A 21,142-nucleotide genomic window follows, 5' to 3' on the forward strand; every position below is an offset into this window, starting at 1 on the left:
CTTAATTAAACTCCCAACAGCTAAGACTTAAATTGCCATACTGATAACTTCGGTGCAGCAGCTTCGCTTCCTTCCCTTTATCGCCAGCTCCCATAGCTATTATCAAGGGGATAAAGTGCTCACTAGTCGGCACTGCATCAACGCCATAAGGAGCAAGCTCCTGATAGTTAAATAGCGACTCTGTATCCCAAGCTTCCACCCTGTGCTGCAGCCAGTCATCGAATGTCTCCGCCCATTTCTCGACGTTCTCCATTCCCCACTTCACGCTACGCAAATTATGGACGGTTCCACCGCTGCCAATAATCATAATATCCTGCTCACGCAGCTCAGATAAAGCCTTACCCATTAAATATTGCTGTTCATTGGACAACTCTCGATTAACTGACAAAGATACGACAGGAATATCTGCATTCGGATAGATTAATTTAAGAATAGCCCAAGCTCCGTGATCTAGTCCACGCTCTGTATTTAATTTGCTGGCAATCCCATTCTTGTGGAACAGAGACATAATTTGCTGTGCAACCTCATTGTCCCCTTTGGCAGGATAAGTCATTCGATACATCTCATCTGGGAAGCCATAGAAATCATAGATGGTGTCGAAAGTCTCCATAACTCCAACCGATTGTGTGTGTTCTTCGAAATGTGCAGAAAATACAACAATCGCTTTCGGTTTGACATTCCTCTCAGCGAGCTCCCCAAGAAATTTCGTATATGCATTGTTATCAAGTACCAGAGAAGGAGCACCATGGGCAATAAAGTAAGAAGGTATCATAGTTTATCACTCCCTAAGTTCTGCCGTAACCAAGCGATCAAGTCCTGCTGATTCTGCGGTAATACACCATGATCCGAAGGATAAGTTTTAAAGGTTAATAATGGGGTTAGACCTTCGAAATAAGCGGCTGTTTCTGTCCCCACTGAAATTGGAAATACAGAATCATATTCACCATGCGAGATGAAGACCGATACCTCCTGCACACTCTTCAGCTCATAATCCGTCTTCACAAACCCCGGAACATAACCGTTCAGCGCCACAATTCCCCGAAGCGAATTCCCCATTGTAAGAGCGAGTGTCATGGACAAAATGGCTCCTTGACTGAAGCCAAGCAGATAACGATGTTTAGCATCTATAGGGTATTTGTCGGTGGCGTATTCGATAAACTGCTGCAATTGCGATACAGCCTGATCAAACTGCTCGCGGATGGGATGACCTAGACTTTTGAGATCATAATATTGAAATCCTGCCCCTAAAATCATATTTCCCCGAATCCCGATAATAATAAACTCTTCAGACAAGGACTCAACAAGCCCGAACATATTCTTCTCATTGGAACCTTTGCCATGCAAGGTGAAGATAACCGGATAAACCCGATTCTCATCGTAACCGGAAGGTAGACTGACATCATATATATAAGGTGCCTTCATACTAAACACTCCTTCAAAATATTTGTAATACAAAAATAATATTTGTAAAGATAATATTATAAACCTCTAGCTAGTATGTCAATTAATAATTTGTTAATATAAAAATATATTTGCTATTACTAATATTAAAAGGGGCTTTACTAATGAATATAGGTTCAAACATTCGTACAATCCGTAAAAGAAAACATATTACGATTGCCCAAATCTGTGAAACTACTGGCCTGTCACAAGGTTTTATGAGCCAGGTTGAGACTAATAAGACCTCTCCTTCGATTGCAACCCTTAGCCTGATTGCGGATGCGCTGAACGTTCCGTTGGCTTATTTGCTGTTAAAAAAGGAAGAGCGGATGCAGGTGGTACGCTCCAAGGAGCGGCAAATCACCAGTAGCGGAAGTGATAAACTGCAAGTTGAGCATTTAAGCTCGGCAGGTGGTGTACGAATGGTGCTTGTCCATTTCCCTCCGGGTACTTCTACGGGTGAAACTCCGCAGGCGCACGAAGGCAAAGAGGTCCATTTAGTAATAAAAGGTGAGGTTTATGCGGAGCAAGGTGAAGATTTCGGGATGTTCCAAGCGGGGGATTCCTTTAGCTGGAATGCCTGTGTGCCACATCTGGTCATAAATAAAGGCGATGAGCCGGCAAGCGTGCTCATCGCCATCCATACAGAGGCTGATAGTGAAACCGTTGATTTTTAAGCTGGCCTACACGTCGTACTCCAGCTGTTTTTTGGCCTGAACAATGAAATCCAGCGGATTCTCAATCGTGCCGGCTTGGTATTCGACCGCCCCAATCTTAAGACCCAGGCTGACCTTATATTTTCTGGAGAAATTATTGTCATTCAACTCCTGAAGCTTGAGCTTAATCCGCTCGATCACAATCTTCGCCCCATCGCTGTCCGTGAACAGCAGCAGGCCCCATGTTGCTTCATCCTTATCTAGCAGATAGAGTGCATCATTGGTACGAATACTCGCCTGACTAAGCTGAGACACGTCATAGATAGCTTCTGCCAGCTGATCTTCAGGAATGATCCGTCTGATCTCTTTCCAATACTTCACCTTCACCACTAGCAGGGTGAGCGGAATCTGATAGCGGGTCGAAATGCTTGTAAATAATGTAGCATCCGTCTGAAAAGAAATACTATTCCGCAAATTTGTGTTTTCATCGACGATAGCCATATTGGCAGTCTTTTTGCGTAGCTGCTCATTCTCCACCTGCAAATCACGACTGCTTAAAGTGAATACCCATAGAACGACCGTTAATAGCGGAGTCATAATTAGCCAGAAATAAGTATTCAGGCTAATCGTTTCCCCCAGCGTTATCGTCTGGTACATCGTGTAGAATCCGTAAGCAAAGATAAATACCAGATTCAAGACCAGACCGGCAGTGACCGTTGTAAAATACGTAACAATGGCCAGAATAAAAGCCACCGTTAAAATGATAATATTCTGGAGGTAATCATCCGGTGCCCCGGCAATGAAGACGATACAGAGGAACGATAACACCAAGAATGATAAGAGAGCGATGTCTGACACTAAGCTACGATTACGTCTCACGCTTATCACCACGTTTCTTCATGTGTTTGCGAAGCAGCAGGATCAGCGATAGAACCACCAGCGTCAGCACCAGTAAAATCACGATGATAAAACTGAGTACATCCGACCGTTCCATTATTTTCTGGGCCACAGAGTCCTCGGCTGCTCCAGTGATCGTTTTGAAGCGGTGTGCGCTGACATTACCGTCTTTATCAACGATTGCACCATCGCCAAACACCTTCCACTTGTCCCGTTCTGTAGCGAGCAGTTTAGATCCTAAGTAATACTCTTCCGAGCTGACCCCTGTAACCGCGAGCAATGCACGTCCCGCCTCAAATGGCGAATCAATCAGCTGCAGTGTTCCGATTCGTGCGCCGTATTGCTCTTCAATACTCATTTTCTCGTTGGAGCGAATTGTGGTTCCATCTCCGTTATATTGAAAATAAAGCTTAGCATTCTGATCACGGATCACCTTATTATTCTTATAAGCACCAATAGCGATGATATTATTATTTTTCAAATGATCGGCGTTGACGGTATCGGTATAGAACTGGATATTCCCTATATTTCCGCTGGCATATTTACCAAGCAGATTAAAGATATTCGATACACTTAAATAGGCGTAATCATCCATTTGTTCGGGCAGTACAACCGCCACATGATTATAGATCCCATCGCGGATGAACGGATATGGATAGTTATTAAATAAGAGATCCGTGCGATCCTTCGTATTCAGCTGCATTACAGAATCTTTACTGATATAAGCCCATGGCATTTGATCCCGATCGATAATACATCTGGCTCCTTCGATCTCCAAATCAAAAGCCACTGTCACCGAGAAATTTCCGGAGATATTCAAGTTCTGAGGCACCGAGAGATTAAGAATATCGCCATTCGCCAGTTCCTTAGTCAGCTTCTTACTGCCAATCGGAGTATTGTTGATGCTCACGGTAACCAATGAACGAGTAAAATCCAAATTCTGTGCATAACGGAAATCCAGGCTGATTTTACCGGAATCGGCAATCGAGCGGTTCGCTGGCAATGAAATAAAATACGTCTGCTCCTGATGATGTGCCCCGGTCAGTTTATCACCTGTCTCAGTGAACGTGATGTTAGAGCTAATCGAAAGCGCAGGTGCTGATACTTCTGTAGCATCCGTTACTGTTTTCAGATCACTAGTGATCTGCCCGATCAGCTCTGGATTAGCAATCAAACGACCCGCTTTAATCAGCAAGTTCTCATCCTTCGAGGTTACAACCAAGGTGGGCTGGGTATCCTTATTCACTAGCTGGAGCAGCGCGTGCGTACCCAAATCTTCAGTGGAGCTTAGCTGAGCTTTCAGCCCGCTTGGTACTCTGTCATACATAGCTACCAGTACAACTGCGGCCTTATTCTGCACAGTGTCTGCCCGGTAGGGAAGCAAGGGAATAGTCTTATCATTTAACGTAATCCCCTTAACAAACCCGGAGAGAGCATAAGTGGCTGCTTCCATTTCTGCCGCTGTGCTTTTGTCCGGTACAGTCAGAATACTCTGATTCTTCGTTAAGGTATCTATCCCGGCGAATCGCTCGCTGAAGTCACTGATCCCTCCACTCAAGGGCTTTGCGGTATAAATCACGTTAATACTGGACGTATTGAACAGATGCAGCCAATTATCCGACGTTTCATCGACCGAACAAAAGAGGTCCTCTTGACGATCTGTCTTTAAATAGCCCTGAATGCCCAGCGTATTCGTCCCTTTTTTCAGAAACCCCTTGGGCGCCACAAGGGTCAACAGCTGTTCGCCGTTGTCTTGTAGTGACGGACGAAACGTATAGAACGGGCTGCCGTTTAGCGTTAAGGTAACACTAGAAATCTGCTCTTCGGTAATTTGTGAAATTTGAAAATGCAGTTTGATCTTTACTTGATCCACATTCCAATAATCCAGAACCTCAAAATATTGCTGCTGGGCACTCGAACCTGTTAAGGACGAGTCCGTTCCCGTAAATGAGGTTGTGTAAGTGGACTTATGATCCTGCGGCAACGTCTCTGCGGCAGCAGGATGGATTGGAATTAACAAAAGGGAGAGGCAGGTTAACAGTATAACCAGCTGTTTTTTTATCTTCATGTTCTGTTTCTCCTGTGATTACATTTTTCTCATATGACTTTTTGGTGCCTCGTTAGTAGCGCTCCGTCTTATACCATTTGGCTTCTCTTTTGAAGATGAGGTCTTTCAGATATAGATATAATCCGTTAGCCGCGACAACCATCCACAGCTGGCAATAAGACACATACATCAACATTACAATCCCTAGATTGGACAAGCTCATCTCGCCCTTTTCTGTCGTTAGCGTGATGAAGGTCCCCACAACGAAAAGAATAATAGCGAGCAGCCATAAGAAATTACTAAGACCTGCAATAGTAGTATGCACATAACCCAAAGCATGCAGGATCAGCAGCACATCCGAGGTGATTAACGACAGCAGCAGCAAGAAGTAAATGGATAGAAAATAAAGAATATCGAACCGCACCTTTGCGGCCGATTTATTGAACAGCAGCGGAATATTTTTGACAATGACATAAATATTACCCTTCGCCCAGCGGGTTCGCTGCTTGAACCAGACCTTCAAGGTCTGTGGTTCCTGCTCCCACGTGACGGATTTCGGCTGGAACTTGATTTGGTAACCCATCATATAAATCCGGAAGCTGATTTCTGTATCCTCGGCTATCGCTTTAACATCCCAACCACCGATGCTTTCCACAATTGACCTGCGCATAATGAAATTGGTTCCCGGAATAGTGCAAAGCTTGAACAGCTTCCAGCGTCCCGCTTGAGCCATCCATTGAAAGGATAAGGTCTCAATATTAATGAACCGGGTCAGTAAACTTGCATCACGATTACGGGTCCGGAACTTCCCAATCACCGCACCGAGGCTGGAATCATGCATGATCTCAGCAACCAGATAACGCAAAGCTGTTTTCTCCGGAGTATTGTCGGCATCATAAATGGCGATTAGCTCCCCTTTACAGCTGGTAAAGCCTATATTCAATGCATTGGATTTGCCTTTGCCTCCTGTAACTGCATCCGTATTAATGACTACCAGCTGACGCCCCGGATTTCGGGATTGTATGCCCGCAAGCAGCTCGGCACTGTTATCAGAGGAGTTATCATTAATCACAATAATCTCATACCGATCTTGCGGATAATCCAGCGCCAGCAGAGATTCAACCGTCTTACAAATCACTACCCCCTCATTGTGAGCGGGAACCATAATTGAAACAAAAGGATATTCGCCCTCTATCTCTGGTATATCCTCATTTTCGGATTTAATGTAATATAGATAGCCCGCGATAATGAGGGTCACATTCACCAGCAGCAGAGACCAAATACAGATCACCGCAATCACCATCAGCACGTCTGAAATCGTCATAGGGCCCTCCAAATCACGATTAGTTGTCTCATTTCAAAAACTTTCTGCGATATAACCGGTATCCGATCATTAACAATCCGCCAAACAGCAGCAGAGAAATCATGATCACAACAATAAAAAATTGATTCTGAATATTAAAAAGTCGGGTGAAGCTCTTTTGCTGCTCCTCTGTGTAGCGATAATCGCTATCCACTGTTTCCGGTGTATAGTCCAGGCTTAGAGGTTGTCCATTAATAGAAATCATTCCATCTAATGAGGAGATTGTGTTCTGATCAGTAACGACCTGATGCTCTTCTTGCTTATAATCGGCAAAAGAAACCCAATTCCGTTCCAGACTTTGCAGCATTTCTTCAAGCTGACGCTCATCCTCGGGCATGTCGACGGTGATTACAGTATCCATCGGCAAATGCGGTATCACTTTATTGGATGTATGCAAAGCTTGAAGAAATTCCAGCGGAACGCTATATAAAGAGGATGGAAAGGATTTAGAGGTGTCGCTCTGCTCCATATAATCAATCTGTTCATCCGGATATAACACCACAGAATCAAAAAAGCTCATCCCCGCTTCTGAATACTCTTTGTCATACGACCAATGCATTTCCGCTCCGACTCCAAGCGGCCCAAGCCCGTTTTCGGCCAACAGATTGATGAAATCATTCATCTTTCCTTTAAGCGTATGGTCACTGGAGCTTATCGTTGGCATCACCACTGGGGCATTGACCAGAATGCTTCCATTGTTGGATTGCACACTTTTCATGGCCACTAAATAACGCTGCATGGCCGGATAATCGGTATTGCTGAACACAGGCCGCACACTTGCAAGAAACGGAATCCCCAGTTGATACAGCCGCTCACCCGTTTCTGCCAGCAGTCGCAGATCGGAGAAAGGATAGATTTCTTTGATCGCAAGGTACATTTTAGGAGCAGCAGTGATATGGAGCCAATCCTTCAGAACATACGCCATCCCCAGCGTACTGACATTCCCTTGTTCAAAATATGGGGCATATGTATCATTCCCCTTACTCACAGCGTACGGTGCTTGCAGACCCTCCTCCGCAAAAGAGAGTTGCCCGAAGGATTTGACCGCCTGACTCGCTACAATATAAGGCATATCCTGCACCTTAGCTTGAATTCCGGAGAACTGTCCGATTTCGAGCTCAGCACTCCCGTCATAGATCACATCAGTGGTTAGCTGTAACGCCTTCGTTAGACTAGCGGGTGGGTTGTACCCGATATGCAAATACTGCCCCTGATAATGCTCCCAATCCTCTATGTAGGATTTATTCGTGATCGAAATATCCGCTTCGTTACGGACCATGATCACTCTGGAGTAATTTTTCAGCATCCCCTGCTCGTATTGATCTAGGCTTCGAAGTGTAACCTTTGTCGAGTAAGCTGCCAGCAGACGTTGAAGTTCAGTCACATTTCCATCCTTAGAGGTCCCCTTGGCAAGGCTGTCATAGAGCAGTAAGACTTGTTGTGGCGATGCAGCAGATTGAACAGGAGTGGCGGGAAGCAATAGGATGGTTAAACTCAGCGTCAGCAGCAATATACAGTATAAGATCCCTCTGCGCTTCAAACACTCACATCCTTTTGAGGCTTTGTAAATGGACTAGACATGGTGGGGCTCTCGTTAACCGGCTTTTTGCGATTTTTGGAGAATCTGCGTCCGATCACACTAGATACTGTCAAAAAGGTCACCAAATCAAAAGATAAAGTGAACAAGAATTCATGCTTGGAAATGTCGGCATCACCGGCACCGATAATCGATACAAAAATGCCTGAAAGACCAATGCCTATCGTAGCGACAATCAATACCATCCGCTGCAATCCTCTAAAATTGCGTGCCTTAATGGCTGTTACAAAGGAAGGCATATACAGACCGATGACAAGCACTGTCCAAAGGAAGATAAAACCTATCGTTCGTGGTGCTAAAGCTTTTTTCAGCTGACTATATCCAGTAAAAAAATGACTCTGTGCTCGAAATTCCTTCCCAACGGATTGCTCGTAATTGCCCATCGCCGCTGGTTTGATCGAGAATGCACTTTGAGCAGCTACATTAAGAATCGAGTTAAGCTGATCCGGATTCGATATATAGTATTTAAGGATCGAAACAAATCCGTAACGACTGTAAAAGTTCTCTTGGAGGATCGGTGAATTCACATCAATAGTTCCGTATTTCTCGTAGTAAATGCTATTTTTCAAGATGGCATATTGTTCATCAATATCGAATGACTTCAATGCCTTCTCCGGATCGGAGGAATCCTTCAGCACCCCTCGGGTCATGGCATGGAACTGGTTAATATTCACGAACTCATCCGAGATATTCAAATAAGTGAACACACCTGCGAACAGGATCAAGGCAAGGGAAACCAGGGTCAGAATACGAAAGATCTTATCCCTGCGAATCCAAAGGATTGAACACCCCAGAACCGCAATGATTATACCCACTGGCGCATTTTGCTGTTTGGAAGTAGTCAGGATGATCGTACTGATCAAGAACAGGGCCAGCAGCACATAGTCATTGTATCTTTTTTGATATAACAACAACCAAGCTGCGAACATAGTAATCATCGTGATCATCACGACGCTCTCGCCGTAAAAGGAGTTGAAATAAGCGGTATACCCGGTATCTCCAAATATAAAAATAGCAATACCTGCAGTGAGCCATCCCTGCTTGCGGGTCATCCCCCATGTAATAGCCTCTATTAATAAGTAGATCGCCGCAGCATATAAAATCGTGTAAATGACTGCTTGAAACCGGATATCGAAAACCTCGCTGCTAAAAAACAGCTTATTAAGTCCAATGGACAGCTGGATAAATAGGGACTGTGAAGAAAATAATGTCGCGCCATTCTCATTAAAATACTGAAAGATTCCATATTGCTTTACAAAATAACCAAAGTATTGCTCGTCATAATCCGGCAGATTGAAATAAATTCCGTTACTATAGATGCTGCGAAAAAAATCACCATTATCCGCCATTCCGACATACGGGGCGGTAAATAAGGCGATGATGGTTATAAGCAACACTCCAAAAGCAGTGATAAAAGCCGGGGACAATGGCAACGGTAGGTTAGCGAGTGTCATCCCCTGCCTCAGAGGTGATTTCACCATGTTGTTTATCATGCAGATTCACCTTCGTTACTATAGGTTTAAATTAATAGACATAGGCCAATGATGCCATCAGATTGTCAAAGGAATAGGCTTGGCCACTAGCTACATCGCCGAAGCCTCCATACAGTGAGCTGCCGGCATCGGTTATTCTGAACTCGTTCATTCTTTCAATGCTTTTGCGATAGAGTGCATCGTCTCCGATCTCGGCACCAATCATAGCCGTAATGGCGTAAATGGCTGTTGAGCGAATATCGTTAAGCGGCTTTCCCTCACGCGAATATTGTCCATATAATGTGCCAGCCTCGACCTGCTGCTTGATAAAATTAATGCTGGAGGATTTCTGCTGGTCTACCTCTGCCAAAGCCAGAATAGACAGTAGCGATTCTACTGTATTGATATTCTCCGAACTATAGGTTCCACTCTCATAATTAAACCTTGTTTCATAGAAGGGAAACTCATCTGATAAATATCCATCTTTCAGAATAACGCTCATATTATTCAACAAAAAGTCACGAGATTCTCCAGAAACCGACAATTTTCGCATTGTACCTAAATCAATATAACATAAAGTAACGAATGTGTTGGTTTTTTTGTAATTTTCATCATAGAAGTCATACATATATCCATTTTTTACATTATAGTTATAAAACCTCTCACCATACTTAGCCGCTTCTTCTGTATATTGTTTATCTCTAAACGTATCCCCCGCTTCATAAAGCGCACGAATGATACGTAAGTCATCAACTGCAGCATTCACAGGATATAATTTCTGCTGTTTAGGGCTATACCGGTAGCTAAAACCACCCTTCATATCAAAGGTTTGCTTAGCCAGCGCCCATTCTTCTGCAAATCGCTCTTTCTCACCACTCCGTACGGCTGCCAGCATCCTCAGAGAGGCAGACTCACTTAGAATCTCATGGCCGCTTGCTGCTTCCCCGGATTGCTCTGTTTCAATTAAATTCGTATAAACACCGGACGAGCCGGTAAGCTTCGTAACAATAAATTGCTCTAAAGCATCCAATTCCTGTGAAGGGTCCCCCATATCATTATTAGCCGAACCCGTAGGATTCGGTGGCTCTGTTGTATGAACATTCGCGGAGGGCGAGGGTGTTGATGCCGGCATTGCTGTTTGCTCGCATGCTGTTAATGCTGTAAAACCTGTAAGTACCACTATAGCAACAGCTATCTCTTTCCTCAAAAAATCACCTCTCTAAGCATCTGCTTATATTGCCTAGTATTATCTATAACGGTAATATACATCACATCCTTAATCCAAATGTTAAATTTATGAAACCATTAGATGAAAAAAAGGAGGCATCCACACGCCTTCTGACGAGCAGATCCTCCTTTTTCTGTCATCTACTTACTTTATTCCATACGTTCCCAAAAACGATGGGCAGTAATGGCCGCAACGAAGCTAGCCGCAAAAACTTCCCCACCATCGCCTATTATGACTCCCGGACTGCTTCTATGTTCATCTGTTGCAAGCAGCTCAGCAAGTATTGTCGTCATCGCGATAGGTTTAAAATGTGCATAGGCTTGGTTGAGGAATAACGCTGCATCTTTATGGAATTTCTTGCGTTCCGCATTTCCACCCGCCGCATAAATCGCATCGAAGAGCACCGAATCTGTAGTGGACAAGGTATGGATGACTTCAAGCTCTGTGCCGCTTGAGCCTTTAATAAATCCAAGCTTATCACTGATTAGCTCCGGTTGTATCCCAGCTCCCATAAGCGTGTCCAACACAGGCATTACCGCAGCTTCATCAAAACCATCTCCGATAATCACGCCTACTTTCCGCGTGTTGGGATGTTTTTTCGTATTAGCCTGACTTAAGGCAGGGGAAGCTTGAGTAACCTCGGAACCGCCAACTTCTGGAGCCGCTACTCCAATGGCTTCTGCCACAGGTACAGCAAGCTCGGAGGTAATGTTAGCAAGCATATTTACGACCTGCTGTCGGACCGACTTACTCTTAACCTTTCCAAGCTCAAAAGAATAAGCTTCGATAATATGCAATTGTTCCGGAGGGCTCATACTATTCCAGAATAACTTGGCTTGTGAAAAATGATCCTCAAAGCTTTTACTCCGGCTCCGTACCTTACGGCCCTCAACCTTTTCTTGATAATGCACATAACCGCCTTCTGCCTCTGGGACAGGTCTCGGCGTATTTTGGGCCAGAGAATTATTATGATAACTCACAGTGCCCTGATTAATCGTCTGCCGCCCATATCCGTCACGCTGGTTGTTGTGGAAAGGACACACCGGTCTATTAATCGGCAGTTCATGAAAGTTAGGACCCCCAAGCCGAATCAGCTGGGTATCCGTATAAGAGAACAATCTGCCCTGAAGTAACGGGTCATTGGTGAAATCAATCCCTGGCACTACATGTCCAGGGTGGAAAGCCACCTGCTCCGTTTCGGCAAAAACATTATCCACGTTGCGGTTCAAGGTCATTTTCCCAACGATCTGCACGGGCACGTCTTCCTCTGGCCATAGCTTTGTAGGGTCCAGCACATCGAAATCAAACTTGAATTCGTCTTCTTCACTAAGAAGCTGAATGCCCAGCTCGTATTCCGGAAAGTTGCCGGCTTCAATCGATTCCCATAGATCACGGCGGTGAAAGTCAGGGTCCGCTCCAGATATTTTCTGTGCTTCGTCCCACACCAAAGAATGTACACCAAGTACTGGTTTCCAATGGAATTTAACAAAATGCGCTTTCCCCTGTTCATTGATCAGACGGAAGGTGTGAACTCCAAACCCTTCCATCATCCGGAAGCTTCGCGGAATGGCGCGGTCAGACATCAGCCACATCGCCATATGGGCCGATTCCTGATTATTGGCGATGAAATCCCAGAAGGTATCATGGGCTGATGCTGCCTGAGGCATTTCATTATGCGGCTCCGGCTTAAGCGCATGCACTAAATCAGGGAACTTAATCGCATCCTGTATAAAAAAGACCGGCATATTATTGCCTACCAAATCATAATTGCCTTCTTCGGTATAAAATTTGGTCGAGAAGCCCCGGGCATCCCGCACAGTTTCGGCTGAACCCCGTGATCCTGCTACCGTTGAGAACCGGACAAACACCGGGGTCTTCACGGACGGATCTTGAAGGAATTTCGCCTTCGTATATTCTTTCAACGATTTATATACTTCAAACTCCCCGTGGGCGGCAAATCCGCGTGCATGCACGATCCGCTCAGGAATCCGCTCGTGATCGAAATGGGTCATTTTTTCCCGAAAATGAAAATCCTCCAGCAAGGTTGGCCCCCGGTCACCGGCTTTTAGGGAGAACTCATCCTCGGACACTTTCAATCCCTGATTGGTTGTTAAAGCGTGACCTTCGTCCTTACTGCGAAACTGTTCCAGTTGCTCATTTTTGCTATTTCCGTTCACTTTTTGCTGTTCACTCATTAACAATGGCTCCTTCCGAAAGGTAGAGTAACGATAATATTCATCTCTTACCCTTAAGGAAGGAACGGCAAACAAAAAGAAGCGGAATTCCGAGAAGCCATTCTCCCGAAAATCCGCTTTACTCGCTTATCACTGACCTAACCTTTAATTCTCCGATACGTCTCTTCATCCGAAACAATATATAATCTAGCCTCTTTAGGAATAGGCTGGTCCAGCTTGCGATTGATGCTAAGGTCACTACGATCCGAGAGTAAAGTTGCACCTTGAAGGAGCAATTCCTGAAACGCCTGCCCATAGGTCTTCCATGCACTATTCACTGGAATCTCATAAATATCATCCCCATACTGGCGGCTCAGCAGCTGCGTAATCACCTCTGAATTCCCCTCTTGCAGAGCGGATCGGACAGCCAATCTAGAAATGGCATCATGCGACAGAACGAATTCATTGACCTGAACATGCCTGAAATTCTGTATATTCTTCTCCTGCATAATTTCTACGGTAGTATGTACTTGTGGCGCTATGCGCTCAATGCTGGAGGCGATAAGCAGAGATTTCCCGTCAATTAGCGATGCTTCATCAATCCGTGTGTCTCCGAACACAATGGCTGCCCTAGCTTCGTGTATGTTAGCTTTAAGGAGAATCTCATCGCTGGAAGCATCACCGCTTACAAAGTGGACCTGTTCCATATGCTCCAGCGGATGCCGTCCTATCTCATCAATGATGACGATATGACATTTAGGTGAATAGCATAACACCTCATCTACCGCAGCTTGCGCTTTTTTACTCCAATTGATTAATATCACATGATCCTTTCCCCGGAAGCTCAATGTTCCTGCTCCTCTCCTTCTCTGCACCTCTGCAATAGAGTCAATGACCTTGCCAATAACCAAGCTGAGAAGACCAATCCCAAAAATATATAGAAACATGGTGAATAGCTTACCAACTACCGTCTCGGCAAAATAATCCCCATACCCAACGGTGGCCATCGTTGTCATAACCCAATAGAAGGCATTAAACCAGTTGTGGAAAGTACTCGGTTCAAGCAGGTAAGCTATCGATGCGCTAAGAATTATAAAGATCAAAATAATCAGACCGATCGACCGTTTGCGTAAACGCATCATCCTGGTGGATATTCTCAGAAAAAAATGCATCTGCCATCCCTTCCTCACATTAATAAAGCTGCCTCTCGAGGTTATTACTGAGGGCAGCCTTATCCATGTCCATCTGCAATTTTTGAACTAAACAATCAAACTGCTGACTGCAAATGCTGTGCCGATAAACACCAAGCAGAGCATAGTGCCTACTGCCACATTGCCTTTTTCCAGATGTTCTGAAATTTTAAAGCTTGGGGTCGCCAATTCAAAAATCCAGTAAGCAGCGATGAGGCACACATAACCGACAGCAAACCAAATGATCATATGCAGAATAGAGGTATTCGTATACGCCGCTACTCCAATGATAATTGCTGTAGCGAGAAATTTGCCGCCAAGCGCTAGAGCTACAGCCACATTCCCTTTTTTCAGCTCTTCCATATCCTTGAACGGGGTCATCAAGCCAAAGATAACCATACCCAACAATTGCAGAAGAATAATCACAAATATACTGACTATTAAATTAACAACAATCGTCACTTTGCCCACCCCCGAAATTTCGCATATGCCGAGTCATAATCGGCGAAATCATGTACTTCCTCAAGGACTACGGAAGCGGTCTTTTCTTTCTCTAATGCTGCATAACGCTCATCGTCTATCGGCTGCTTGATCCGGTTGCCGGAAGGCAGCTCGAGGACGGCAAAGTTTCTTGTCTTCTCATTATATTTTGTCTTGTATACTCCTACAAGATCAACATCTGTAGTTACCGATACCTTAAGGTTGGTAAGATCCTCGACTGCTGTTTTTTCATCGGGATACGATTTAATGGTCGTCCAGGAAGAGAGGCGGACTTCATTGCGTTGGTCGGCATCTGTGATCAGCTCAGCGTCCATGAACTGCAGTGTCCATATTTTATCGCCAGTAGCATAATTCTCATCATTCGGCAGCAGCTCATTATCCGGCAACACCGTCATATCGCTACCAATTAGATCACCTACAGTACTCTCCACAACCCGGTAATCCCAAGGTACCCGTGCAACACTGTCAGAAGTTTCAGCAGTGCCTGAATCAAACACACTCCCCTGATTACTGGAACATGCACTAAGCAGCAATACCGTTAGAAGCATCATACATAAAGCCCCGATCCGGGCCTTTACTAATCTAGTAGACGACTTGTTTATAGCCTTACTTTTATCCAACTATCTCACTCCCAACGCGATAAAATGACTGGCATTGCCCGTAATCAGTCCGCCAGCCCGGCCGAGCAGCCCACACGGCTTCCCATTAATGACGAACATGCCTGTCAGTAGGTGGAATTCACCTTCGGCGGTGTGTATTCGGGCTAGTTCAGCTCTTTTTTGATATACAGAGGGAAAAAGCTGACTGCTATCATAACCCTCTTCGTCCTCAATTTCTAGAGTTCCACTATCGTCAAAGAGACGTACAGAACCGCCTTCGCGGCCAAATACAGATTTGGACACAAAGCTGCCAGAGAACACAGGCTTATTATAAGTCGGCAAAATATAACGTGAGATCGCCTCACGCTCTTCATTGTCAAATAATAAGCCAAGCTCATACATTCCCCACACAGCTGCAATCAATCCCTTAGACTGCAACAGGATACTGTGCGGTCCATTAAAAAGCTGAAGATTTCCCTGCTCAACAGCATAGGCAAGTGCATCTCCACCTTCATCGACGGCCATCCACTCTTTAGGATATAGGGCGAACATCCGCTTTATCACCCGGTCCTCCCCGTCCTTCAGAATGCCCTCATCGACCCACAGGTCGAGACAGTCCACACACTGAATAGTAAGCCCGCTATGTCTGGCCAAGGCTTCAATCGTACCCGAATCTTCAAGATGAGACCCATAAGCAACACAAGCTGCGGTATCTGGACGTTCTATCTGCCAGGCTGCGGCAAGTTGTTCCTTCATCGCATGATTTGGACTAGTCACACCCGCCTGTTCACAGATCCAAGGTGTTGCTATGGAAGCCTCCACATAACCTGTAGGTGTATCGGCATTCAGTTCCAGAAGCTTGATGGTTCCATCATTAGCTATCGCAAAATCGAACCTTGCATACCGACTGATTAGACCTTCTTCCGGAATAGGAAACCCATCAAGCATCTCCCAAAGAACAGGAGGAATGCCCAGCAGCTCATACAAATCGCGTTTTAGATGTATATACCGAACCGCTTTATCGAGGATAGCCCACAGCTTTGCGGAGGCTTCCTCAAGCTCTTTATAAATGTCGCTGCGCATCACAGCTATTGCATCCATCCAGTACTCTTCTTCCTCTAGATCTGCCCAAGTGAACCCAAGCTCATGCAGCGCTTGTACCCGTGGGCCCCGCTCCAGATCAGACAAATCCAGAATCTCAAACACGCTCTGCTGATCACTCATCCGCCGAAACCACTCTTACTGGAACCAGATCTCGATGAAGATTTCGAGCCTGAGCTTGATTTAGAGTTCTTCGAAGAGTTTAAGCCACTGGAAGTGCCACCGATTCCGTTCTTTGAAGAGGAACCTCTTCTCGTGATGGAACCCGTGGATGAGGTTGAGGTTTTAGGTTTCACTACAGAACCGGGCACCTTTTTATTCTGGAACTTTTCGCTGCTATAAGTAGGTGGTTTATAAGTGGTTCTCGTGCCTCCATAATAGGTAGGACGGTCCTTAGCCCATCCTCTGGAGGAGTAATTGGCACCGCTGTTAAACAACATGTGATACAGAAGCAAATCCGTCCAGCCAAAACCTGAATGATAACCGCCATAGTTATTCACTACCGTTGTTCCGTTTGAAGTTACTACGCCTTGGCCTTGCTCCTCTACCTCTTTCGTACCTTCTTCGGGGTAGGGAATATTCCAATCCACATTTTTATCAAAATAAGCTTTAACCTCTTCATTAGACCAAGAGACTAGCTGTGGTTCGCCCGCAGAAGTATTCGCGCTAGCCCCCGCTCCGCCAGGAATAAACATAGCATTCGCTAATAAGGCTATGCCTAGCGATGTTGATAATACACGGATGGGTTTGCCATCTGCGGTAAATAATTTTGATGCAGGCAATTCCTTATCCCTTTCTTCTTTAGCCATCGTAAGGTTCTCCTTCCCTGATGATCTTCTATCCCTCAGTGTGCATCGGAACAAGCAAAAGCTCCAGCTTGCCTTCATCCACATTCAGTCGTCCTTCAACCGCCTCATATTCCTTACTGCCCACCACTATATAATTGACATGTTCAAGTGCAGTTATCATATTCATGCTCCACGTACGCTCTTCAATCACTCGTAGATCACCTTCTGGCATTTTTTCGATTAAAACTACACTCATCCCGTTATCCATTATTACCATTCCTTCCTTATATCTGCTATAGCATCTGATACGTTTTTATCACCTTTTCGTTTCAGTTCTAAGCTTGTATAGATTGCCCAGCATTACTTTTGGAATAAGAACGTCTATATAAAAGGAGAACTCCTAACGAACACAAGCTGACAAGGAGCAACAGTCCGTATACATGCTCATATGCTTTTGCCGGCGCAAGATCACGCTGAGCATGCAGCAACAGCCCACAGACCGCAACAGATACAGAACCTCCAAAGAACTGAATCAGTTGTAAAAGCCCCATACCTGAACCAATCCAAGTTCGCGGAAGAACCCGAGAAGCTTCATTATTTAAGGATGCCATTGTCGCCGAGAAGGCCGGAGAGAAGCAAAGATAACCAAGCAGAAGAACTACAGGAGATACAGAAAGGTTCAGCGCAAATGCAGCCATAACAGCGGCAAGAATACAATGCCCTATGATTAAGAAGCGCAAGTTGCCATACCGGTCAATAAAACGTCCAACAAAACGGGTAAGAAATGCAGATAATAACGCACCTGGTGCGATAAACAAACCAATCATCAACGCAGATTTACCAAACAGATTAGCGAGCACAAGCGGCATCAGGAACAAATTCCCCAAGTTCAGCACCAGAATACAAAAGCCTATGGTAACTAGCTTCAAGTATCCCGGCATTTTTAGCAGCTGCGGGTTAATAAAGGATTCCTTCGCCTTCTTCAAATACCAAGCGTGCACGATAATAGACACTACGCCCACTGCCAACCATACCAGAGATTGGGTGGTTACGGCTACCAGCAGACTTGCTGCATTTACAACGGTCAGCGCCGCCCCAATAACGTCAAAGCTTGCAGGCTTCGGCTGTTCCTTAGGTAATAACCGCAGCAGTACTGGCAATACAACAAGCACAAGGCAAGTAATTCCGAATAACCCGTTCCAGCCAAAATACTGACTGATGACACCACCAAAAATCGGGCCCAAACCAAAGGCCATTGCACTCCCTGCGGAGATCATGGCGATAGCCGCACCACGTCTTTCAATAGGCACATAACGGCTAGCCAGTACGAGACCCAATCCAGCCATCGCACCCGCGCCAGCAGATTGTACTATTCTCGTTATCAATAATGTATTAAAGTCATGCGCAAATAATCCAAACACTGAGGCCAACCCGAGAGTAATTAAGCCAACGGTCAAAAGTCTCCGAATCGGCACCACGTCTGATAAGCGGCTATAAATAACCGTCGATAAAGCATATCCAATCGAATAGCTCGAAATTACCCATGAACCTAGATCAGCAGAAATTTGGAGATCCTGAATAATGGTTGGAAGTGATACATTAAACATCGTTGTGTTCATCACTACGATAAAAAGGCACATGGTCCATAATGGCATGACTACTTTATCATTCATTACTACTTTCTCATTCATTCCTATCCATCCCTGTCCTAATTTATCTATACAAGCTTATCTAAGTTTATGCCTATAAAATCAGGATGGCAATTGGAATAGGGGGATTTAGACTACTTACGCCACATCAATCCGCACAACAATTCAAACAACTCCATGTAGTTGCGTGGATTTTCGCCCGTTAATGTATGAATGCGATTAAGCCGGTAGTTCAGTGTATTTCGGTGAATATTCAGCTTCTGTACAGTACGATTATGGTCCCCATTCTCAGCAATAAATACTTGCAGTGTTTCAATCAGGCCTGTCTTATCGCCCGACTGATCCAGTAGAGCATAAATCGTCCCGGGCCGTTCTGCCCCGTCATAGGAGAGATGAATTAAGAATCTTAGTTCTTCATAAGTGTACAGTATCTTGAGCGGGTCGACTCTACTACCAACACTAATCGCCGCCTGGGCCTGTTCAAGTGAATAAGCAGCTAACTCCTCTGCTTCGCCAGAACCTATTCGCCCCACATTCGCACATGAATTTAGTTTTCCTATGAGCTCTTTATAAAGAAAAACATCCGTTATAAAAAAAACCGCCTTATCATTCTCCAAATTCCAGTAATGTGGATAGGACCTAAATACATTTTTGAATTCTTTTCCGTTCACATCGCCTTCCACTAGGATCGCCCAGCATTTTTTCTTAAGATCAAGCCCATAGCTGCCCGCCCGTTCCAGAAACTCAAGATCATATGCTTCTTTACGATAAGACAATTCATGATAAAATTTCACACGTTTTACTCGCTCATCCTGTTCCAGCTTGTTCCTTGCTTCCTGCTCAATAAGTAATATAGTAGTGACTCTGACCAGCTTACTAAACGGCCTAACCTCATCTGGATGTCCCGTAATACCTACCACACCCAAAACTTTATGATCTATAATAATGGGTTCATTCACCCCCGGCTTCATGCCGCTGCCATCCTCGTACACTTCAAAGACATGCCCACTTTGAATGGCTATTCTCGCTCCCTCATGTAAGGTTCCGACCCGTTTCAGATCTCCGCTCCCCACAATAAAGCCGCTCTCATCCATAACATTAATGTTATAAGGAACTACGCTCATCATTTCTTGTGCTATTTGTCCTGCAAGTGATTTCGATATCTTCATGTCTGTACCTCCTGTCCCTTTATATTCTACTCAGAAAGCTTCTACCTTAAAAAAGAAAAAGGGGCTGACTCCGTTCAGTCAGCCCCTCTATCACTTTGTATAATTCAATCAGCTTCCTTGGTTCAACATGACTAACCTAGCCACATTCTCAGCCGTTCTTTCCAGATTCTCTTGCCCTTTATTCAAGGCATCCTCCAATGAAGCTGCACCTGGCATGATCCCAAAAATAGCATCAATCCCTTTATCATACAGCACTTCCGTCTGATCGCCGATCCGTCCCGCAAAAGCCAGCACAGGTTTATTATATTTCTTAGCTACCTCAGCAACGCCAAGCGGAGTCTTGCCATATTGGGTCTGGAAATCGATGCTTCCTTCCCCGGTCCACACCATGTCCGCCTGCTGCACTTTTTCTTCAAGTCCAGTATAGTCGATCACAAGCTCAATGCCTTTTTTTAATATTCCGTTTAAGAACACCACCAGTCCTGCCCCAAGGCCACCCGCTGCACCAGCACCAGGCATATCTATAATATCGAAACCCAATTGCTCTTTGATGACACTCGCATAATGATGCAGATTGCTGTCCAGCTGTTTGATCATATCCGAAGTAGCCCCTTTTTGCGGACCAAATACATTGGAGGCCCCGGTCGGACCACATAATGGATTCGTAACGTCGCAAGCCACTTCAACCTGTACTTCCTTAAGGCGAGGGTCAAATCCACTCAGATCAATACGGGCTAATCTGCCGAGCTCACCACCACCAAACAACAGCTCATTGCCTTCGGCATCCAGCAGCCTGCCGCCTAATGCCTGCACCATCCCGGCGCCTCCGTCATTGGTGGCACTGCCACCGATACCGATCAGCAGCTTGCTGACCCCACGATCCAGACATGCTTTGATTAATTGTCCTGTCCCGTAGGTGGTTGTAATCAACGGGTTACGTGTCTCAGGGGATACCAGCTGAATACCACTCGCACTAGCCATTTCCAGCACCCCTGTCAGCCCGTCTCCTGTGATTCCGTAGGATGCGCTAACTTCATTGCCCAGTGGCCCTTTAACTTTTGTTATATATACTGTACCTTCCGTTGCATCGACCAAGGACTGCATCGTTCCTTCGCCGCCATCTGCCATGGGTACATGAATACAAGTAATATTAGAATTTACTTTGTGAATGCCTTTTTCCATGGCTTCACAAGCTTCTTTGGCTGTCATGCTTTCCTTGAAAGAATCCGGTGCCAATACGATGACAAAGTCTTTATTCATAGAATATCCGT

19 protein-coding genes are annotated in these 21,142 nt (G+C 45.1%); 1 reads left to right on the plus strand and 18 read right to left on the minus strand.

Features of this window, described 5'->3' with window-relative positions:
- Nucleotide 1 precedes the first annotated feature (1 nt).
- Both MKY54_RS29735 and MKY54_RS29740 read right to left on the minus strand, forming a co-directional pair.
- Nucleotides 2–772 carry a class III extradiol ring-cleavage dioxygenase gene (locus tag MKY54_RS29735; protein ID WP_076181911.1) on the minus strand — a complete coding sequence of 257 codons (771 nt, stop codon included), beginning with the start codon at nt 770–772 and terminating at the stop codon, nt 2–4.
- Entirely contained in the window at nt 769–1,422 is a 654-nt protein-coding gene (locus tag MKY54_RS29740) for an esterase (RefSeq protein WP_339188890.1), read from the minus strand. Before MKY54_RS29740 ends, MKY54_RS29735 begins: the two co-directional genes overlap by 4 nt.
- A 143-nt stretch (nt 1,423–1,565) precedes the next feature.
- Between MKY54_RS29740 and MKY54_RS29745 the strand changes: the two genes are divergently transcribed.
- Nucleotides 1,566–2,117 (plus strand): helix-turn-helix transcriptional regulator, encoded by a 552-nt coding sequence (locus MKY54_RS29745; protein WP_076191653.1) that lies wholly within the window; start codon nt 1,566–1,568, stop codon nt 2,115–2,117.
- Between the two features lie 6 nt (nt 2,118–2,123).
- Here the strand turns inward: MKY54_RS29745 and MKY54_RS29750 are convergent, their stop codons facing one another.
- From MKY54_RS29750 to MKY54_RS29825, 16 genes are all read right to left on the minus strand, one after another.
- On the minus strand, nt 2,124–2,975 hold the full coding sequence (locus MKY54_RS29750; protein ID WP_036682174.1) for a diguanylate cyclase: 852 nt from the start codon (nt 2,973–2,975) through the stop codon (nt 2,124–2,126).
- Nucleotides 2,965–5,061, minus strand: coding sequence for a cellulose biosynthesis cyclic di-GMP-binding regulatory protein BcsB (locus MKY54_RS29755; RefSeq protein WP_339188892.1), 2,097 nt, complete (start codon nt 5,059–5,061; stop codon nt 2,965–2,967). The genes MKY54_RS29750 and MKY54_RS29755 overlap by 11 nt, the downstream gene beginning before the upstream one ends.
- Before the next feature lie 52 nt (nt 5,062–5,113).
- On the minus strand, nt 5,114–6,364 hold the full coding sequence (locus MKY54_RS29760; protein WP_036682179.1) for a glycosyltransferase family 2 protein: 1,251 nt from the start codon (nt 6,362–6,364) through the stop codon (nt 5,114–5,116).
- 28 nt (nt 6,365–6,392) lie between these two features.
- A complete protein-coding gene (locus MKY54_RS29765; protein ID WP_339188895.1) occupies nt 6,393–7,943 on the minus strand; it encodes a hypothetical protein in 1,551 nt (516 codons plus the stop codon).
- Nucleotides 7,940–9,493, minus strand: a complete 1,554-nt coding sequence (locus MKY54_RS29770) for a hypothetical protein (protein WP_339188898.1) — start codon at nt 9,491–9,493, stop codon at nt 7,940–7,942. The genes MKY54_RS29765 and MKY54_RS29770 overlap by 4 nt, the downstream gene beginning before the upstream one ends.
- Before the next feature lie 31 nt (nt 9,494–9,524).
- Nucleotides 9,525–10,679 (minus strand): glycosyl hydrolase family 8, encoded by a 1,155-nt coding sequence (locus tag MKY54_RS29775; RefSeq protein WP_256720957.1) that lies wholly within the window; start codon nt 10,677–10,679, stop codon nt 9,525–9,527.
- Between the two features lie 170 nt (nt 10,680–10,849).
- Nucleotides 10,850–12,895: a catalase gene (locus MKY54_RS29780; RefSeq protein WP_076218254.1), complete on the minus strand. Its 2,046-nt coding sequence runs from the start codon at nt 12,893–12,895 to the stop codon at nt 10,850–10,852.
- 137 nt (nt 12,896–13,032) lie between these two features.
- Nucleotides 13,033–14,046 carry a potassium channel family protein gene (locus MKY54_RS29785; RefSeq protein ID WP_076181897.1) on the minus strand — a complete coding sequence of 338 codons (1,014 nt, stop codon included), beginning with the start codon at nt 14,044–14,046 and terminating at the stop codon, nt 13,033–13,035.
- Nucleotides 14,047–14,133: 87 nt separating this feature from the next.
- Complete coding sequence (locus MKY54_RS29790; protein ID WP_038573772.1) at nt 14,134–14,526, minus strand: DUF350 domain-containing protein; 393 nt, start codon at nt 14,524–14,526, stop codon at nt 14,134–14,136.
- On the minus strand, nt 14,523–15,116 hold the full coding sequence (locus MKY54_RS29795; protein ID WP_232061559.1) for a hypothetical protein: 594 nt from the start codon (nt 15,114–15,116) through the stop codon (nt 14,523–14,525). The genes MKY54_RS29790 and MKY54_RS29795 overlap by 4 nt, the downstream gene beginning before the upstream one ends.
- A 69-nt stretch (nt 15,117–15,185) precedes the next feature.
- The gene (locus tag MKY54_RS29800; protein WP_076181895.1) at nt 15,186–16,388 is read right to left on the minus strand and encodes a glutathionylspermidine synthase family protein; all 1,203 of its coding nucleotides are present in this window, start codon (nt 16,386–16,388) and stop codon (nt 15,186–15,188) included.
- Nucleotides 16,385–17,074 carry a hypothetical protein gene (locus MKY54_RS29805; protein WP_076124098.1) on the minus strand — a complete coding sequence of 230 codons (690 nt, stop codon included), beginning with the start codon at nt 17,072–17,074 and terminating at the stop codon, nt 16,385–16,387. The genes MKY54_RS29800 and MKY54_RS29805 overlap by 4 nt, the downstream gene beginning before the upstream one ends.
- A 28-nt stretch (nt 17,075–17,102) precedes the next feature.
- Nucleotides 17,103–17,321 (minus strand): hypothetical protein, encoded by a 219-nt coding sequence (locus MKY54_RS29810; protein WP_036682196.1) that lies wholly within the window; start codon nt 17,319–17,321, stop codon nt 17,103–17,105.
- 67 nt (nt 17,322–17,388) lie between these two features.
- Nucleotides 17,389–18,744, minus strand: coding sequence for an MFS transporter (locus MKY54_RS29815; RefSeq protein WP_254848694.1), 1,356 nt, complete (start codon nt 18,742–18,744; stop codon nt 17,389–17,391).
- A 92-nt stretch (nt 18,745–18,836) separates the two neighbouring features.
- Entirely contained in the window at nt 18,837–19,871 is a 1,035-nt protein-coding gene (locus MKY54_RS29820; RefSeq protein ID WP_339188902.1) for a sugar diacid recognition domain-containing protein, read from the minus strand.
- Between the two features lie 108 nt (nt 19,872–19,979).
- Nucleotides 19,980–21,131 (minus strand): glycerate kinase, encoded by a 1,152-nt coding sequence (locus tag MKY54_RS29825; RefSeq protein ID WP_076222377.1) that lies wholly within the window; start codon nt 21,129–21,131, stop codon nt 19,980–19,982.
- Nucleotides 21,132–21,142: the final 11 nt, after the last annotated feature.

Origin of the sequence: Paenibacillus sp. FSL P2-0121, from assembly GCF_037975345.1 — a bacterium.
Classification (GTDB): domain Bacteria; phylum Bacillota; class Bacilli; order Paenibacillales; family Paenibacillaceae; genus Paenibacillus_AQ; species Paenibacillus_AQ odorifer.

Bases quoted from the DNA above. Each gene is read 5' to 3' on its own strand.
- MKY54_RS29805 (WP_076124098.1), bottom strand. From the start codon at position 17,074: ATGGCTAAAGAAGAAAGGGATAAGGAATTGCCTGCATCAAAATTATTT.
- MKY54_RS29795 (WP_232061559.1), bottom strand. From the start codon at position 15,116: ATGATGCTTCTAACGGTATTGCTGCTTAGTGCATGTTCCAGTAATCAG.
- MKY54_RS29810 (WP_036682196.1), bottom strand. From the start codon at position 17,321: ATGGATAACGGGATGAGTGTAGTTTTAATCGAAAAAATGCCAGAAGGT.
- MKY54_RS29825 (WP_076222377.1), bottom strand. From the start codon at position 21,131: ATGAATAAAGACTTTGTCATCGTATTGGCACCGGATTCTTTCAAGGAA.
- MKY54_RS29820 (WP_339188902.1), bottom strand. From the start codon at position 19,871: ATGAAGATATCGAAATCACTTGCAGGACAAATAGCACAAGAAATGATG.
- MKY54_RS29755 (WP_339188892.1), bottom strand. From the start codon at position 5,061: ATGAAGATAAAAAAACAGCTGGTTATACTGTTAACCTGCCTCTCCCTT.
- MKY54_RS29740 (WP_339188890.1), bottom strand. From the start codon at position 1,422: ATGAAGGCACCTTATATATATGATGTCAGTCTACCTTCCGGTTACGAT.
- MKY54_RS29760 (WP_036682179.1), bottom strand. From the start codon at position 6,364: ATGACGATTTCAGACGTGCTGATGGTGATTGCGGTGATCTGTATTTGG.
- MKY54_RS29780 (WP_076218254.1), bottom strand. From the start codon at position 12,895: ATGAGTGAACAGCAAAAAGTGAACGGAAATAGCAAAAATGAGCAACTG.
- MKY54_RS29800 (WP_076181895.1), bottom strand. From the start codon at position 16,388: ATGAGTGATCAGCAGAGCGTGTTTGAGATTCTGGATTTGTCTGATCTG.
- MKY54_RS29785 (WP_076181897.1), bottom strand. From the start codon at position 14,046: ATGCATTTTTTTCTGAGAATATCCACCAGGATGATGCGTTTACGCAAA.
- MKY54_RS29815 (WP_254848694.1), bottom strand. From the start codon at position 18,744: ATGAATGAGAAAGTAGTAATGAATGATAAAGTAGTCATGCCATTATGG.
- MKY54_RS29770 (WP_339188898.1), bottom strand. From the start codon at position 9,493: ATGATAAACAACATGGTGAAATCACCTCTGAGGCAGGGGATGACACTC.
- MKY54_RS29735 (WP_076181911.1), bottom strand. From the start codon at position 772: ATGATACCTTCTTACTTTATTGCCCATGGTGCTCCTTCTCTGGTACTT.
- MKY54_RS29745 (WP_076191653.1), top strand. From the start codon at position 1,566: ATGAATATAGGTTCAAACATTCGTACAATCCGTAAAAGAAAACATATT.